Source organism: Yersinia mollaretii ATCC 43969 (assembly GCF_013282725.1).
Taxonomy (GTDB): Bacteria; Pseudomonadota; Gammaproteobacteria; order Enterobacterales; family Enterobacteriaceae; genus Yersinia; species Yersinia mollaretii.
This window is the reverse complement of the sequence record NZ_CP054043.1, coordinates 1,082,872-1,099,300: the sequence shown is the minus strand read 5'-3', so window position 1 is coordinate 1,099,300 and position 16,429 is coordinate 1,082,872. Positions and strand designations below refer to the sequence as shown.

Here is a 16,429-nt window from a genome sequence, read left to right as displayed (position 1 = left end):
TAGTTAAATCGACATTTATTTAGTGAGAACAGCGAAGATCGGGCATAATTGGCCCGTTTTCAGAATTTAGTATTTTTCCGATAAATTTAAGGTGTCCCATGGCTGAGTGGAACGGCGAGTATGTCAGCCCTTACGCTGAACACGGCAAGAAAAGCGAACAGGTCAAAAAGATCACGGTATCCATTCCGCTGAAGGTGTTAAAAATCCTCACCGATGAGCGGACCCGCCGTCAGGTGAATAACCTGCGCCACGCCACCAACAGTGAATTGTTGTGTGAGGCTTTTTTACATGCATTTACTGGACAGCCGCTGCCGAATGACGAAGATCTGCGTAAAGAGCGCAGTGATGAAATCCCGGAAGCCGCGAAGATTTTAATGCGTGAATTGGGTGTTGATCCCGATACTTGGGAATATTGATTCCTAACGATGATATTTCCAGCTACTCCCCTGCTCATCAATGAATATGGGCGGGGAGTAGAAATGAAAAAAGGCGCCTAAGGCGCCTTTTTCGTCTGACGGGCAGACATTACTTCTTAGCTGCACCTGGCACGCTGAAACGCTTGTTGAAGCGGTCAACACGGCCACCGGTCGCAACATCACGCTGCTTGCCAGTGTAGAACGGGTGGCATTCGCCGCACACGTCCAGATTCAGGTCATGACCAACAGTAGAGTTGATCTTGATAACGTTACCGCAAGAGCAAGAAGCAGTAACTAAATCGTATTTAGGGTGGATACCTTGTTTCATGGAAACCTCTATATTTAGGCCGTGTCGCTATCCAGCCCTGTTCCGCCAGACACCACACGATTGATAACTAACAATCGCTGATAAAGTAACCAACGGTTGTTAACAGGATTTGATATCGAATTATACCAAAGGCGGCGAATCATACAGAATTTGCCAAAGCCGCGCAATCGAATCCGCACATTGTGAGGCATGCAGTGTAAACTGTTCAATCATTATTTATTCGAGTCCATTTTATTCAGGATGGCAACACATGCCCGTTGTTCAAGTGGCTTTACCCGTACCACTCGCCCGCACCTTTGATTACCGATTAGACAGCGCCATGGCCTGCCCGGTGGTGGGTGCTCGCGTCAGTGTGCCGTTTGGGAAACGTAAAGCCATCGGCATTGTGGTGGGGATCAGTGATACCAGCGCATTCCCTCTTGAGCAGCTGAAAGCCATTGATGCCATTTTGGATGATCGCAGCTTATTCCCGCCCAGCTTGTGGCGCATTCTCTGCTGGGCAACCGAGTACTACCACTATCCGATTGGCGAAGTGCTGTTTCATGCTCTGCCTATACTGTTACGGCAAGGGAAACCCGCGCAATCGGCTCCTTTGTGGCAATGGTTTGCTACCGAGCAGGGCCGTGCGACACCGCCGGAAAGCTTAAAACGCGCCCCCAAGCAGCAACAGGCGCTTGCTGCATTATTGCAAAAACCGGTCTATCGCCATCAAGTCAATGAAATGGCATTAACCGAAAGCGCGTTGCAAGCCTTGCGCAGCAAGGGGTTGATTGATCTGCGAGCACAGGAAGTGGCCGTTACCGATTGGCGTCAGGGTTTCGCCGTACTGGGTGAGCGCCTACGGCTCAATACCGAACAGGCCACCGCCGTGGGTGCGATCCGCAGCGAAGATACCCAGTTTGCGGCTTGGTTACTGGCGGGGGTGACCGGTTCAGGTAAAACGGAAGTTTATCTGAGTGTGCTGGAGAATATTTTGGCGCAGGGGCGTCAGGCGCTGGTGATGGTGCCTGAGATTGGCTTGACCCCACAGACCATTGCCCGTTTTCGCGAGCGGTTTAACGCGCCGGTTGAGGTGCTGCACTCTGGCTTAAACGACAGTGAGCGTTTATCGGTCTGGCTAAGGGCGCGTAATGGCGAAGCCGCCATTGTGATTGGTACGCGCTCCGCACTGTTTACGCCCTTCTCCCGTCTGGGGGTCATCATTATTGATGAGGAGCACGATAGCTCCTATAAGCAGCAGGAGGGTTGGCGCTATCATGCGAGGGATTTAGCGGTATTCCGCGCTCGTGAAGAGGGCATTCCTATCGTGATGGGCACCGCCACCCCCGCGCTGGAAACCTTGCATAATGTGCAAATGGGCAAATATCGCCAGCTCACATTGTCGAAGCGAGCCGGTAATGCCAAACCCGCTGCGCAGCACTTGCTGGACCTCAAAGGGCTGCCGCTAAAAGTGGGGCTTTCTCAGCCACTGCTAAAACGGATGAAGGCCCACTTGGCGGCGGATAATCAGGTGATTTTATTTCTGAATCGCCGAGGATATGCGCCCGCTTTACTGTGCCATGAGTGCGGCTGGATTGCCGAGTGTCAGCGCTGCGACCACTATTACACTCTGCATCAGAATCACCGCCAGTTGCGTTGCCACCATTGTGATAGCCAGCGGCCAGTGCCTCAGCAATGCCCGAAATGCGGGACGACGCATCTGGTCTCGGTGGGTGTCGGTACTGAACAGTTGGAGAATGAGCTGGCCCCGCTGTTCCCCGACACACCAATCACCCGAATTGATCGCGATACCACCAGCCGCAAAGGCTCGCTGGAACAGCATTTGGCGGACGTTCATCAGGGCGGCGCGCGTATTTTGATTGGCACGCAAATGCTGGCGAAAGGGCATCACTTCCCCGATGTCACGCTGGTGGCACTGCTGGATGTCGATGGTGCGCTGTTCTCAGCGGATTTCCGCTCAGCGGAGCGCTTTGCCCAGCTTTATACGCAAGTGTCAGGTCGTGCGGGCCGCGCCGGTAAGCAAGGTGAAGTCATTTTACAAACGCATCACCCTGAGCATCCACTGCTGCAAATCCTGCTGCAACAGGGCTACGATGCTTTCGCCAAACAAGCCTTGGCAGAGCGCAAAAGTGTATTTTTACCCCCTTACACCAGCCATATTATCGTGCGCAGTGAAGACCACGATAATCAGCAGTCAGCCCTCTTCCTGCAACAATTGCGCAATTTATTAGAAGCTAGCCCGCTTAAAGATGATGCCCTCTGGATCATGGGGCCAGTGCCCGCACTACAGGCCAAGCGGAGTGGGCGCTTCCGCTGGCAACTCTTGTTGCAGCATCCCTCAAGGCAATTACTGCAACGGCTGATTAAAAGCTCTCAGCCACTGATCAATACGTTGCCGCAAGCACGAAAAGTTAAGTGGACGTTGGACGTCGATCCCATCGATAGCTAATTACCCTGCGTCCTTGACGCCACAGCGTTGTTGGCTTCACTCACTCACCCGAATCACTGACTTGAGTCAGCTCATCGGGACTCATTCGCTTGCCGCCTAGCTGTGACGCCAATGACTTTGGGTAATATCTTTCGTTTTTGATGCTACAGCTGTGTTGGCTGTACTCGCTTACCCGAATCACTGACTGATGCCAGCTCATCGGGATGCACTCATTTGCCGCCTTGCTGCGACGCCAATTAGTTTGCGTAATTCCTTTCTTACTTGCCGCCTAGCTGTGACGCCAATGACTTTGGGTAACGTATATTCTTCATATTATTTGGGGTAAAAATGGGTGATGGGTTGTTTGATCGGTATCTCAAAGCAATCGTTTACCCGGTATTCTGCGAGCCAGTTCGAAAAAACCTACTTATGTCACACTTTTAATGCAAATTAGGTAACAAATTGCCCCCACTATCTGTATAGAATGTTGCAAAGTCTCTATTTAACCGAAACTACATTGCCATGAAAGGATATGAGCGCGGCTGACCGGTTACCCCGGTTGACGTGTGACAACTCGTTAATATCCTGAGCCATTGGCCTCGGGATATCTCAAAGCAATCAGTGCTGGCATGGAGCCAGAGCAAGGAGAAAGGCGTTGGAACAGAAGAAAGAATTCACAGTGGCCACCATGAAAGATGTTGCGGGAATGGCAGGTGTTTCCACTGCGACGGTGTCACGCGCATTGATGAACCCAGAAAAGGTTTCAGCAGTGACCCGACAAAAGGTGGAACAAGCTGTTCTGGCTGTGGGCTACTCTCCTCACGCTTTGTCTCGAAACATTAAACGTAATGAATCGCGCACCATCCTAGTTATCGTGCCGGATATCAGCGATCCGTTTTTTGCTGACATTATTCAGGGCATTGAGCATGCCGCAGCCCAGCAAGATTATCTGATCTTGATTGGCGACTGCGCACAACAAACTCAGCAAGAGCGCACCTTCGTCAACCTGATCATTACCAAGCAGATCGACGGCATGTTGTTGCTAGGCTCTAATCTGCCGTTTGATGCTAGCAAAGAGGAGCAGCGCAATTTGCCACCGATGGTGATGGCAAACGAATTCTCGCCTGAACTGGAATTACCCACTGTCCATATCGATAACCTGACCGCGGCCTATGAAGCAGTAAACTATCTGCATGAATTGGGGCACAAACGTATCGCTTGTGTGGCGGGGCCTGAGACGTTGCCGCTGAGTCACTATCGGCTACAGGGCTATATTCAAGCGCTACGCCGTAATGGTATTGCGGTTGATAACGACTATATTTTGCGGGGCGATTTCAGCTACGAAGCGGGTGCTGAAACCTTTGCCACGCTGATGGCGCTACCTAATCCACCCACGGCAATATTTTGTCACAATGATGTCATGGCGATAGGCGCTATGTGGCAGGCGAAGAGAATGGGGCTGAGTGTGCCGCAGGATGTCTCGTTGGTGGGGTTTGACGATCTGAAACTGTCGCAATATTGCGATCCGCCTTTAACCACGGTGGCGCAACCTCGTTATCAAATTGGTCAGCAAGCCATGTTACTATTACTTGAGCAGTTACAAGGGCATTCAGTACAAAGTGGCTCCCGCTTGTTAGACACCGAATTAATTGTCAGGGAAAGTACTGCTGCGCCTAAAAGCTAGGCAAATATTCAGGGGTTCAGTAACATGACGGACTTATTCCATCATTACGACGCAGCGAAACGATAGTGGCACAAAGAGATTATGTAAGCCGAGGGCGCTCAGGAGCGCGGCGCAAAAGCCCCAGCCGGAAAAAACGTAGTGCTCCAGCAATATCTAAAACCGTGGTGGCACTGGCCGTCGCGCTATTAGTGGTATTTGTTGGTGGCCTCTATTTCATCACCCATAACAAACCGGGTGACCTTCCGTTACTGCCCAGCCATGACCCTCGAACTGGCAATGGCTTACCCCCAAAACCGGAAGAGCGCTGGCGCTACATTAAAGAGCTGGAAAATCGCCAAATTGGCGTGCCGACACCGACAGAGCCTTCTGCGGGTGGCGAAGTGAATTCCAAGACTCAACTGACGAATGAGCAGCGGCAATTGCTTGAGCAGATGCAGGCGGATATGCGCCAGCAGCCGACACAGCTGTCAGAGGTGCCTTATAACCAAGGGATATCGGTGCCACGTTCTGCGGTGACTATCACTCCGCCACCGGCTAATATGCAGCCGCCGCGTCAGGCAACTGCGCCGATACCGGCACAAACGCCAATTCAGTCACAAACGCAAATTCAGTCACAAACACAAATAGCGCCGCAGGTCTCTACGCTACCGCGTACCCAACCAGCAGCACCGGCAGTGACACCGCCAAAACCGGAAAAAGAGAAAGAAAAAGCGCAACGTTGGATGGTGCAATGTGGCTCATTCAAAGCCGTCGATCAGGCTGAATCTATCCGCGCCCAACTGGCATTTGGTGGTATTGAAAGCCGCATTACCGCAGGTGGTGGCTGGAATCGCGTGGTGCTCGGTCCTTACAGCACCAAAGCTGCGGCCGATAAAACCTTGCAGCGTTTGAAAGATGCTGGTCAATCAGGATGCATTCCCCTCGCTGTCGGGGGTTGAAAAGCAGTAATCCTCCCCCATTTATAATCTCAATATACCCCATGCTGTTTTTCTGAAAGGCAGCATGGGGGTCCATTCAGTCTGCAACGAGGGTTCGCTCGTGACAACAATTGTAAGTGTTCGCCGTAATGGTCATGTTGTTATCGGTGGTGATGGTCAGGTCACTCTGGGCAACACCGTCATGAAAGGCAATGCGAAAAAAGTTCGCCGCCTTTATAACAATCAAGTCATTGCTGGTTTTGCAGGGGGGACCGCTGATGCCTTTACGCTGTTTGAACTGTTTGAGCGTAAACTGGAGATGCACCAAGGCCATCTGACGAAAGCGGCAGTTGAGTTAGCCAAAGATTGGCGCACAGACCGCATGCTGCGCAAGCTCGAGGCGCTGCTGGCTGTTGCTGATGAAACCGCCTCACTCATCATTACCGGTAATGGCGATGTTGTTCAGCCTGAAGATGACCTGATTGCTATCGGCTCCGGTGGGCCTTACGCTCAGTCTGCCGCGCGTGCACTGCTGGACAATACCGAGTTAGGTGCGCGGGATATCGTTGAGAAATCACTGAGCATTGCGGGGGATATTTGTATCTATACCAACCGCTTCCAAACCATTGAAGAATTAACGTACAAAGCGTAAGGATAGAGAAACATGTCTGAAATGACCCCACGCGAAATCGTCAGCGAACTTGATAGCTATATTATCGGCCAAGATAAAGCTAAACGTGCAGTGGCCATTGCTCTGCGCAATCGCTGGCGTCGGATGCAGCTCAACGAAGAGTTGCGCCACGAAGTTACTCCTAAAAATATTTTGATGATCGGCCCAACCGGTGTGGGTAAAACTGAAATTGCCCGCCGCTTGGCAAAACTGGCTAATGCGCCATTCATCAAAGTTGAAGCCACGAAATTCACCGAAGTTGGCTATGTTGGTAAAGAAGTGGACTCAATTATCCGCGATCTGACTGATGCTGCCGTTAAAATGGTTCGCCATCAATCCATTGAGAAAATGCGTTATCGGGCGGAAGAGTTAGCTGAAGAGCGCATTCTGGACGTGCTCATCCCGCCAGCCAAAAATAACTGGGGTCAGCCGGATGAAACACAAGAGCCATCTGCCACCCGTCAGGCTTTCCGCAAAAAATTGCGTGAAGGTCAGTTAGATGACAAAGAGATTGAGATCGATCTGGCTGCCTCGCCGATGGGGGTTGAAATTATGGCTCCTCCGGGCATGGAAGAGATGACCAACCAGTTGCAATCGATGTTCCAGAACATTGCAGGTCAGAAACAAAAACCGCGCAAAATCAAAATCAAAGATGCATTCAAACTGCTGATTGAGGAAGAGGGCGCGAAGCTGGTTAACCCAGAAGAACTGAAGCAGCAGGCGATTGATGCGGTGGAGCAACACGGGATCGTGTTCATCGATGAAATCGATAAAATCTGTAAACGCGGCCAGACCTCTGGCCCAGATGTTTCCCGTGAAGGGGTGCAGCGTGATTTGCTGCCATTGGTTGAAGGTTGCACGGTTTCCACCAAACACGGCATGGTAAAAACTGACCATATTCTGTTTATTGCTTCCGGCGCATTTCAGGTCTCCAGCCCGTCAGACCTTATTCCGGAATTGCAAGGTCGCTTACCTATCCGCGTAGAGTTGCAGGCGCTGACTACGGATGATTTCGAGCGTATTCTGACGGAGCCGAGTGCCTCGTTAACCGAGCAGTACAAGGCGCTGATGGCGACCGAAGGTGTGACTGTTGAGTTTACCCGCGAAGGTATCCGCAAAATCGCTGAAGCGGCATGGCAGGTGAATGAACGCACCGAAAATATCGGCGCACGTCGTTTGCATACCGTGCTGGAGCGCCTGATGGAGGATATCTCCTATGACGCCAGCGAAAGTCATGGTCAATCCATCACCATTGACGCGGCCTATGTCGGTAAGCATTTGGATGAACTGGTTGCAGATGAAGATCTGAGCCGTTTTATCCTATAATTCGCTTTATAGTCCCATGCTGGATAAAATGGTCCGCCAATAAATATCGAGTGGGAGGCATCGCCTCCCACTCTTGTTTTCATCAACATGTTTTTGACTATTATTCTTGGCAGACATGAATCTTTTTAACGCGCCAATATGGGCGGACCAGACCCCTATAAAATGAAGCGAAAAATGAGCCTATCAACTAACACCAGCCAAACTCAGGCTTGGCTGGAAAGCCTACGGCCACGAACCCTACCTCTGGCTTTTGCCTCTATCGTCACTGGCTCAGCATTGGCTGTCTGGCTCGATAGTTTTAAACCCGCCGTCGCTTTACTCGCCTTATTGACGGCTGGCCTGCTGCAAATTCTCTCCAATCTGGCCAATGATTACGGCGATGCTATTAAGGGCAGTGATACTGAAGAGCGTATCGGGCCGTTGCGCGGCATGCAAAAAGGGATGATTACTCGCCATCAGATGAAAGTTGCGCTGATTATCACCGTGACCCTGACGGTCGTTTCCGGTATCTCACTTATCGCCATCGCCTGTGAAAAACCCAGTGACGTTTTAGGCTTCCTGCTGCTCGGCCTGATGGCTATTGTGGCCGCCATTACCTACACCGTGGGTAATAAACCCTATGGTTATATGGGGTTGGGCGATATATCCGTGTTGGTATTCTTTGGCTGGCTGAGTGTCGCCGGGACTTATTACCTTCAGGCTGGGCACTTTGATAGCATTGTCATGCTGCCTGCCACGGCCTGTGGTTTACTGGCTACCGCTGTTTTGAATATTAATAATTTGCGTGATATTGAAAATGACAGAGCAAATGGCAAAAACACACTGGCAGTGCGACTCGGCCCAGTGGTTGCGCGTTACTATCATGTGCTGCTGATTGCTGCTGCTATCTTCTGTCTGGCGCTATTTAGCTTTTTGAATCTGCATAGTTGGGCTGGATGGATCTTTATTTTGGCTGTCCCACTGTTGGCTAAACATGCCCTGTTTGTCCTGCGCGACCCAACGGCGGCGGGCATGCGCCCGATGCTTGAACATATGGTAAAAGCCGCGCTGCTGACCAATATCCTGTTTGCCGTCGGCTTGGTATTGAGTTAATCCCACCGCTCTCTTTACCCTAGCGGGCTGGCGTGAAGGTCCGCTTGGGTAAATTTAACAATTGATGCTTTTGCCAACAGCGACCAGAAAGGGATATACTTAGCATCCCAGCCGCAACCAGACGTTAATCCTATGAAATATGATACTTCCGATCTCTGCGATATCTATCATGAAGAGGTAAATGTGGTAGAACCCCTGTTCTCCAATTTTGGCGGACGTACTTCATTTGGTGGCAAGATTACTACTGTAAAATGTTTCGAAGATAACGGCTTGTTGTTTGACCTGCTTGAAGAAAATGGTCTGGGCCGCGTTTTGGTCGTCGATGGTGGTGGCTCTGTGCGCCGTGCATTAATCAATGCTGAACTTGCTGATTTGGCGCTGAAAAACGAGTGGGAAGGGATTGTTGTTTACGGTGCCGTCCGTCAGGTTGATGAACTGGCTGAGTTGGATATCGGGATTCAGGCGATGGCTGCTATCCCTGTTGGAGCTGCCGATGAGGGCATTGGCGAGAGTGATATCCGCGTTAATTTTGGCGGCGTAACCTTCTTCTCCGGTGACCATTTGTACGCTGACAACACAGGTATCATTCTGTCAGAAGAACCCTTGGATATTGAATAATATACCACGTACCTTTCAGCGAAAAACCTAAAAAAGGGCGATATTGATATCGCCCTTTTGCATTCCTGCTACTTCAAGCAGGAAGAGTCGATGAAAGCCAGTCAGTCGTTAGACTTCTTCCATCTTTCCCAACAGTGCCCGCAGACGATCCTGCCAGACGTGTTGCTCTTGCTTTAGTTGCTCATTTTCACGCACTAAGGCTTCACGGCCACCCGCTACATCCTGAACTTCTTGGGACAGGGTGTTATTTTTCTCTTTCAGCTCTTCAATTTCCATCTGTAACAAAGTGATGGTATCAATCGCCTGCTGAACTTTAACTTCCAATTTCTCAAATACTTCAAATGACATTCTTCGGTCCCCTTCTGGTAGCAAGGCGTACAACTTTTAGTCGCAGTCATCACTCTTCACCGAAGTTACCCTATGCACGACATAACCTTATCGACTAAAGCAACCCTCGGTAGATGAAACTGCTGTGAATACTTATCGCGCTATATATCCATCGAACGAGTGTAACAAGCGCTATGTTCTAACGCGTCCCTTCGTAAAGGCAACGCAGCTTGATAAAAACGATGCTCTTGATAAACCGATTGTATGTAGCCAGTCTCCCCCTGTCTAGCGCCATACGGCACAAACCACACTCTGTAGCAATTTCGTATCAGGAGATATCGGCAAAAACTGAAAGACGGTGACGGCCTATACTGTAAAACTCTACATTCTCTTAACAAGCAGATAAGAAACCACTGGTCTGATCACACTTTTAAAGTCCCTTAACAGCCACGAATAACGCGAAATCGCTCATTTTTATGACGCACTACACACATTTTGATTTCGCTATTTCTCGTTTGTGCTCGTTAACGATAAATTTACATCACTCCCTTCGCGGTACGAAGGGCAAAAATAAGAAATACCCTATAAATCTCTGTCTGTAGGACATCTACTATGAGCCAAACCGCTAGTTCGACCTTGAAGGGCCAGTGTATCGCAGAGTTCCTCGGTACCGGTCTGCTAATCTTTTTTGGTGTGGGTTGTGTTGCTGCGTTGAAGTTGGCCGGCGCCAGTTTCGGGCAATGGGAAATTAGTATCATTTGGGGCTTGGGTGTTGCCATGGCCATCTACTTAACAGCAGCAATCTCAGGTGCACACCTTAATCCGGCAGTCACCATCGCATTGTGGTTATTCGCTTGCTTTGATCGCCGTAAAGTTATCCCTTACATTGTGGCGCAGGTTGCGGGCGCATTTTGTGCTGCGGCATTAGTGTACGGCCTGTACTACAACCTGTTCGTCGATTTTGAGCAAACTCATCAAATGGTTCGCGGCAGTGCCGAGAGCCTAAATTTGGCGGGTATCTTCTCTACCTATCCAAATCCGCATATCTCTGTTTTCCAAGCTTTCTTGGTTGAAACAGTAATTACTGCCATTCTGATGTGCCTGATTTTGGCACTGACTGATGATGGTAACGGTATTCCACGTGGTCCGCTGGCTCCTCTGCTGATTGGTATTCTGATCGCCGTTATCGGTGCATCAATGGGGCCATTGACCGGCTTCGCATTAAACCCAGCACGTGACTTTGGTCCAAAAGCATTTGCTTATCTGGCTGGCTGGGGTGAAATCGCCTTCACTGGCGGACGTGATATTCCTTACTTCTTGGTGCCAATCTTCGGGCCAATTGTCGGCGCATTGCTCGGTGCATTTGGTTATCGTGCGCTGATTGGCCGCCACTTGCCATGTGATGTGTGTGCCGCCGATGAAGACGAAAACACGGTCACGGCCACAGAACGTAAAGCATAAAACATAAATAATAGATTGTAATATACCCAAAGAAATTGCCGTTGCGGGTAAGTGAGTGTCACTAACACCCCTGTGGCCTCAAGGACGATGGGTATAAATGGCAACTTAAAATGTGAGCTTATTATGACAACTGAAAATACGACTCCAAAAAAATATATTGTTGCGCTTGATCAGGGTACCACCAGCTCCAGAGCGGTGGTGCTGGATCATGATGCTAATATCGTGAGTGTGTCTCAGCGCGAATTCACCCAGATTTACCCGAAAGCGGGTTGGGTCGAACATGATCCCATGGAGATCTGGGCAACCCAAAGTTCGACTCTGGTTGAGGTGCTGGCAAAAGCGGGTATCAGTTCTGATGAGATAGCTGGCATCGGCATCACTAACCAACGCGAAACCACCATTGTTTGGGATAAAGCGACCGGCAAACCGGTGTATAACGCCATTGTCTGGCAATGTCGCCGCACTGCTGATATCTGCGAAAAATTGAAGAAAGAGGGGCTGGAAGAGTACATCCGCCACAACACGGGCTTAGTCGTTGACCCTTACTTCTCTGGCACCAAAGTGAAATGGATCCTCGATAACGTGGAAGGCGCGCGTGACCGTGCTGAGCGCGGCGAGTTGCTGTTTGGTACAGTGGATACTTGGCTGGTGTGGAACATGACACAGGGCCGTGTACACGTTACGGATTACACCAACGCATCACGTACCATGATGTTTAATATCCGCACCAAAGAGTGGGATGAACGTATGCTGGCGGCGCTGAATATCCCGCGTGCCATGCTGCCTGAAGTTCGCCCATCCTCTGAAGTCTACGGTCAGACCAATATCGGGGGTAAAGGTGGCACGCGTATTCCTATCGCGGGGATCGCGGGTGACCAACAAGCGGCGCTGTTCGGCCAGCTTTGTGTACAACCGGGTATGGCGAAAAACACCTACGGCACGGGCTGCTTCCTGCTGATGAATACTGGTGAAGAAGCGGTTCAGTCTAACCATGGGCTGCTGACCACTATCGCCTGTGGCCCGCGCGGTGAAGTTAACTATGCACTGGAGGGCGCGGTGTTTATTGGCGGTGCCTCTATCCAATGGCTGCGTGATGAGCTGAAACTGATCAGTGATGCTACCGACTCCGAATACTTCGCGACTAAAGTGAAAGACAGCAATGGCGTCTATGTCGTGCCTGCCTTTACTGGCTTAGGTGCTCCTTATTGGGACCCGTATGCCCGTGGTGCAATTTTCGGTCTGACGCGTGGTGTGAACAGCAACCATATTATCCGCGCAACACTGGAGTCGATTGCATACCAAACTCGTGACGTACTGGATGCGATGCAAGCGGATTCCGGTGCCCGCCTGAAATCACTGCGTGTCGATGGCGGCGCGGTGGCGAACAACTTCCTGATGCAGTTCCAAGCCGACATTCTGGGCACGCGTGTTGAGCGCCCGGCTGTGCGTGAAAGCACCGCGTTGGGTGCGGCATTCTTGGCAGGTCTGGCGACAGGCTTCTGGAATGATCTGGATGAAGTGAAGAGCAAGGCAACCATTGAGCGCGAATTCCGCCCAGGGATTGAGACCACTGAGCGCGATTTCCGCTACAAAGGTTGGAAGAAAGCCGTCGCCCGTGCTCAGGCATGGGAAGACCACGAAGAGTAACGGCCTACCTGTTTTACGCTGAACGTGTTTTTGTCATCAACGCGCTATCGCCCCCCGATAGCGCGTTTTTTTATGCGCTCACCGCTGCGCCTTCAAGGACGAAGAGTGCTAGAATTCCCGCCCATATATCGTTCCTCCATTTCGCAATCAACAGGTCTAACCATGAAACGTGAATTAGCCATCGAGTTCTCCCGTGTTACCGAAGCTGCCGCGCTAGCAGGTTATAAGTGGCTGGGTCGGGGCGATAAAAATGCCGCCGACGGCGCTGCGGTACGGGCTATGCGCATTATGCTCAATCAGGTCAATATCGATGGGCAGATTGTTATCGGTGAAGGCGAAATTGATGAAGCACCGATGCTGTTTATCGGTGAGCGCGTCGGTACGGGGCAAGGGGATGCTGTTGATATTGCGGTTGATCCCATTGAAGGCACCCGCATGACCGCCATGGGGCAGGCCAATGCGTTGGCGGTGTTGGCGGTGGGCGATAAAGGCACATTTTTACATGCGCCGGATATGTATATGGAGAAGCTGGTGGTTGGCCCCGGTGCGAAAGGCGCTATCGACCTTAACCTGTCGCTCGAGCAAAACCTGCGTAATGTTGCCAGCAAGCTGAATAAACCGTTAGTTGATTTAACCGTGATCACGCTAGCCAAACCGCGTCATGACGGCATCATTGCTGAAATGCAGCAACTGGGCGTTAAAGTCTTCGCCATTCCAGATGGCGATGTCGCGGCATCCATTTTAACCTGTATGCCAGAGAGCGAAGTGGATGTGATGTACTGCATCGGCGGTGCACCTGAAGGGGTGATTTCGGCTGCGGTGATTCGTGCATTAGACGGCGATATGCAAGGCCGTTTGTTGCCGCGCCATCAAGTGAAGGGGGATAACGAAGATAACCGTCGAATCGGTGAGCAAGAGCTGGCGCGCTGTAAATCCATGGGCATCGAAGCAGGTAAAGTTCTGTTATTGGGGGATATGGCGCGCAATGACAATGTCATTTTCTCCGCCACCGGAATTACCAAAGGTGATCTGCTGGAGGGGATTTACCGCAAAGGGAACATGGCGACCACCGAAACACTACTGATCCGGGGCAAATCTCGGACCATTCGCCGCATCCGTTCCACCCATTTCTTGGATCGCAAAGACCCGTCACTGCACGAATTCTTACTGTAACTTGGTCGGCATCAATAAAAACGGGTACTGCATTCAGTACCCATTTTAGTCTTAGTATGCTCAGCCTCGCTTAAACGCGGTGTTCTTGTGGCTGCATCCGATGGGATAACGGCCACCAGCAGAGCAAAATCAATATCGCCATGGCGAACATCAGCAACCCCAGACTAAATTGCCCGGTCTGCGGCAGCATAGCGGACAACCATGTCGCCAATCCTGACCCCACATTCTGTAGCCCGCCGACCAGTGCCCCTGCCGCACCTGCCAGATAAGGGAATGGCTCCATTGCTCCGGTGGTTGCCAGTGGGAATAACATCCCCGCCCCAAAGAAGAATAGTGCTGCCGGAATGACTAGCGTCCAGATATTCATCACGCCAAACCAGCCCGGTATCCACATCATCAACCCTGCCAGCAGGCAACTGATCACTGAATGCCACATCAGACTGTGGAAGCTTTTACCGTCGCGACCGGCATACCATGCGCCAAAGAATGCCGCTGGAATTGGCAGGATAAACAGAATACTGACGGTTACCCCACTCAGCCCAAGCACGCCGCCCATTAACACGCCAGCACTGGCCTCAAAGACCGCAATTCCAGCCAGTGCGCCAATCAGCATCACCAGATAGCAGCTAAAGGCGCGGTCAGATAACAACAGACGGAAGCTGGCGAGCATTCGCCGTTTTTCAGTCTGCTGCGGACGGGTTTCCGGCAGCCAGCGGAACATACAAAATGCCACGCCGCCGCATAAAAACAGCAGAAATGCGTAGCAAGCGCGCCAGCCAAACAGACTCGCCAGCACCCCGCCAATCACTGGAGCCATGAGCGGGCTAACCAGAATCCCCATGTTTAACATGCTGTTGGCGTAACGTAATGTGGAGCCGGAGTAGAGATCCCGAGGCATGGTTCGCGCCATCACACCCGCAACTCCCGTCCCCATGCCTTGCAAAGCGCTGGCTGCCACCAGCATGGCCAGGCTACCTGCCAGCCATGCCCCCAATGCGCCTAACATAAAAATCATCATGCCCGCCAGAATGACGGGGCGACGGCCAATCCGGTCTGATAGCGGGCCATAAATCAGTTGTGAGAAGCCATAGGTCAACAAATAGGCCGCCATCACGCGCTGTACCACACCGGTACGCACGGATAAATCACGGGCGATATCCGCGATAACCGGCACATAGATTGTCTGCGCCATCTGACCCACGGCAACTAACAGGATTAACATCACCAGCAGGTGAAAATTCTCTATTTTTTTCATTATCTTAACGTGTCAATTAGCTGTAACTCGTGCCGTTTTGCGACACACCTCACTATTTGCGCATAAGCTAACAAATTTAAAATTTTTAGCGAGACAGCACGACATATTGCCAAATGGTCAACTGGCAGATAAAACCACCACCCACGTAAACTAAAGTGTCCATATTCACGGTGGCGACGTGAATCTGCTAAGCAAAACAGCGCCATAACATTTAATCGATAATACTTTCCAGCCAGATCCCCTAAGATATCGCCTGCGCTTTTGGCTCGATTTCTAATACACCTGCAATTTGAAAGATGACGGAGGGACCATAACGATGGCTGAATGGGTTAGTGGCAAGATTACTCACGTCGAGCACTGGACAGACGCGCTGTTCAGTATTCGGGTCAGTGCACCCGTCGATCCCTTTACTGCGGGTCAATTTGCCAAGCTGGCATTAGATATTAACGGCGAGCGGGTGCAGCGGGCCTACTCTTACGTCAATGCCCCGAGTGACGACAATCTGGAGTTCTATCTGGTCACGGTGCCGGAAGGAAAACTCAGCCCACGGTTAGATCAACTGGCGGTGGGCGATGAAGTGATGGTGACCAAGCAGGCTGCTGGCTTCTTTGTGCTGGAAGAGATACCGGATTGCGATACCTTATGGATGCTGGCAACGGGCACCGCTATTGGCCCCTATCTCTCTATCTTGCAGGAGGGGCGCGATCTGGAGCGCTTTAAGCATGTGGTGTTAGTTCATGCCGCACGTTTTGCCCGTGATCTCAGCTACTTGCCATTGATGCAACAGCTAGAACAGCGCTATAACGGCAAGTTGCGTATCCAGACGGTGGTGAGTCGCGAGCGCTCTCCCGGTTCGTTGACGGGCAGGGTACCCGCATTGATTGAAAATGGCTCACTGGAGGCGGCGGTGGGGTTGAACATTGATGCGAAGGACAGTCATGTGATGCTGTGCGGTAACCCGCAAATGGTGCGAGACACCCAGCAATTACTGAAAGAGCAACGCGAAATGCGTAAACATTTGCGCCGTAAACCGGGGCATATGACCAGCGAACAGTACTGGTAGGATTCGCTTTATATCAATGAATCA

General features: G+C 51.2%; 15 protein-coding genes. 12 read left to right on the top strand and 3 right to left on the bottom strand.

Annotated features, from left to right (window positions below):
- The first annotated feature begins 98 nt into the window (after positions 1-98).
- The gene (gene metJ, locus HRD69_RS04825) at positions 99-416 is read left to right on the top strand and encodes a met regulon transcriptional regulator MetJ (protein ID WP_004392248.1); all 318 of its coding nucleotides are present in this window, start codon (positions 99-101) and stop codon (positions 414-416) included.
- 109 nt (positions 417-525) lie between these two features.
- On the opposite strand, the gene rpmE is transcribed toward metJ, so the two are convergent.
- Positions 526-744: a 50S ribosomal protein L31 gene (rpmE, locus tag HRD69_RS04820; RefSeq protein ID WP_004876115.1), complete on the bottom strand. Its 219-nt coding sequence runs from the start codon at positions 742-744 to the stop codon at positions 526-528.
- Positions 745-994: 250 nt separating this feature from the next.
- Between rpmE and priA the strand changes: the two genes are divergently transcribed.
- From priA to rraA, 7 genes are all read left to right on the top strand, one after another.
- Positions 995-3,193 carry a primosomal protein N' gene (gene priA, locus HRD69_RS04815; protein WP_004876117.1) on the top strand — a complete coding sequence of 733 codons (2,199 nt, stop codon included), beginning with the start codon at positions 995-997 and terminating at the stop codon, positions 3,191-3,193.
- A 634-nt stretch (positions 3,194-3,827) separates the two neighbouring features.
- A complete protein-coding gene (gene cytR, locus HRD69_RS04810) occupies positions 3,828-4,856 on the top strand; it encodes a DNA-binding transcriptional regulator CytR (RefSeq protein WP_032815042.1) in 1,029 nt (342 codons plus the stop codon).
- A 65-nt stretch (positions 4,857-4,921) separates the two neighbouring features.
- The gene (gene ftsN, locus HRD69_RS04805) at positions 4,922-5,794 is read left to right on the top strand and encodes a cell division protein FtsN (RefSeq protein WP_004876120.1); all 873 of its coding nucleotides are present in this window, start codon (positions 4,922-4,924) and stop codon (positions 5,792-5,794) included.
- Between the two features lie 100 nt (positions 5,795-5,894).
- Positions 5,895-6,425: an ATP-dependent protease subunit HslV gene (gene hslV, locus HRD69_RS04800; protein ID WP_004876121.1), complete on the top strand. Its 531-nt coding sequence runs from the start codon at positions 5,895-5,897 to the stop codon at positions 6,423-6,425.
- A 12-nt stretch (positions 6,426-6,437) separates the two neighbouring features.
- Complete coding sequence (gene hslU / locus HRD69_RS04795) at positions 6,438-7,769, top strand: ATP-dependent protease ATPase subunit HslU (protein WP_004876122.1); 1,332 nt, start codon at positions 6,438-6,440, stop codon at positions 7,767-7,769.
- A gap of 174 nt (positions 7,770-7,943) precedes the next feature.
- Positions 7,944-8,861 carry a 1,4-dihydroxy-2-naphthoate polyprenyltransferase gene (locus HRD69_RS04790; protein ID WP_032815043.1) on the top strand — a complete coding sequence of 306 codons (918 nt, stop codon included), beginning with the start codon at positions 7,944-7,946 and terminating at the stop codon, positions 8,859-8,861.
- Between the two features lie 132 nt (positions 8,862-8,993).
- Entirely contained in the window at positions 8,994-9,479 is a 486-nt protein-coding gene (gene rraA, locus HRD69_RS04785) for a ribonuclease E activity regulator RraA (RefSeq protein WP_004714419.1), read from the top strand.
- A gap of 108 nt (positions 9,480-9,587) precedes the next feature.
- On the opposite strand, the gene zapB is transcribed toward rraA, so the two are convergent.
- A complete protein-coding gene (gene zapB, locus HRD69_RS04780) occupies positions 9,588-9,827 on the bottom strand; it encodes a cell division protein ZapB (RefSeq protein WP_004876124.1) in 240 nt (79 codons plus the stop codon).
- Positions 9,828-10,418: 591 nt separating this feature from the next.
- Here zapB and HRD69_RS04775 point away from each other — a divergent pair.
- The 3 genes from HRD69_RS04775 (at position 10,419) to glpX (ending at position 14,087) form a co-directional block, all read left to right on the top strand.
- Positions 10,419-11,267, top strand: coding sequence for an MIP/aquaporin family protein (locus HRD69_RS04775; protein ID WP_004876125.1), 849 nt, complete (start codon positions 10,419-10,421; stop codon positions 11,265-11,267).
- 123 nt (positions 11,268-11,390) lie between these two features.
- The gene (glpK, locus tag HRD69_RS04770) at positions 11,391-12,914 is read left to right on the top strand and encodes a glycerol kinase GlpK (protein ID WP_032815057.1); all 1,524 of its coding nucleotides are present in this window, start codon (positions 11,391-11,393) and stop codon (positions 12,912-12,914) included.
- 162 nt (positions 12,915-13,076) lie between these two features.
- On the top strand, positions 13,077-14,087 hold the full coding sequence (gene glpX / locus HRD69_RS04765) for a class II fructose-bisphosphatase (RefSeq protein ID WP_004876127.1): 1,011 nt from the start codon (positions 13,077-13,079) through the stop codon (positions 14,085-14,087).
- Between the two features lie 70 nt (positions 14,088-14,157).
- Here the strand turns inward: glpX and emrD are convergent, their stop codons facing one another.
- A complete protein-coding gene (emrD, locus tag HRD69_RS04760; RefSeq protein ID WP_004876128.1) occupies positions 14,158-15,342 on the bottom strand; it encodes a multidrug efflux MFS transporter EmrD in 1,185 nt (394 codons plus the stop codon).
- A 316-nt stretch (positions 15,343-15,658) separates the two neighbouring features.
- Between emrD and fpr the strand changes: the two genes are divergently transcribed.
- Positions 15,659-16,405, top strand: a complete 747-nt coding sequence (fpr, locus tag HRD69_RS04755; RefSeq protein ID WP_004876129.1) for a ferredoxin--NADP(+) reductase — start codon at positions 15,659-15,661, stop codon at positions 16,403-16,405.
- Positions 16,406-16,429 lie beyond the last annotated feature (24 nt).

Coding starts and splice junctions, on each gene's coding strand:
- metJ (WP_004392248.1), top strand. CDS start 99: ATGGCTGAGTGGAACGGCGAGTATGTCAGCCCTTACGCTGAACACGGC.
- rpmE (WP_004876115.1), bottom strand. CDS start 744: ATGAAACAAGGTATCCACCCTAAATACGATTTAGTTACTGCTTCTTGC.
- priA (WP_004876117.1), top strand. CDS start 995: ATGCCCGTTGTTCAAGTGGCTTTACCCGTACCACTCGCCCGCACCTTT.
- hslU (WP_004876122.1), top strand. CDS start 6,438: ATGTCTGAAATGACCCCACGCGAAATCGTCAGCGAACTTGATAGCTAT.
- HRD69_RS04790 (WP_032815043.1), top strand. CDS start 7,944: ATGAGCCTATCAACTAACACCAGCCAAACTCAGGCTTGGCTGGAAAGC.
- rraA (WP_004714419.1), top strand. CDS start 8,994: ATGAAATATGATACTTCCGATCTCTGCGATATCTATCATGAAGAGGTA.
- zapB (WP_004876124.1), bottom strand. CDS start 9,827: ATGTCATTTGAAGTATTTGAGAAATTGGAAGTTAAAGTTCAGCAGGCG.
- HRD69_RS04775 (WP_004876125.1), top strand. CDS start 10,419: ATGAGCCAAACCGCTAGTTCGACCTTGAAGGGCCAGTGTATCGCAGAG.
- glpK (WP_032815057.1), top strand. CDS start 11,391: ATGACAACTGAAAATACGACTCCAAAAAAATATATTGTTGCGCTTGAT.
- glpX (WP_004876127.1), top strand. CDS start 13,077: ATGAAACGTGAATTAGCCATCGAGTTCTCCCGTGTTACCGAAGCTGCC.
- emrD (WP_004876128.1), bottom strand. CDS start 15,342: ATGAAAAAAATAGAGAATTTTCACCTGCTGGTGATGTTAATCCTGTTA.
- fpr (WP_004876129.1), top strand. CDS start 15,659: ATGGCTGAATGGGTTAGTGGCAAGATTACTCACGTCGAGCACTGGACA.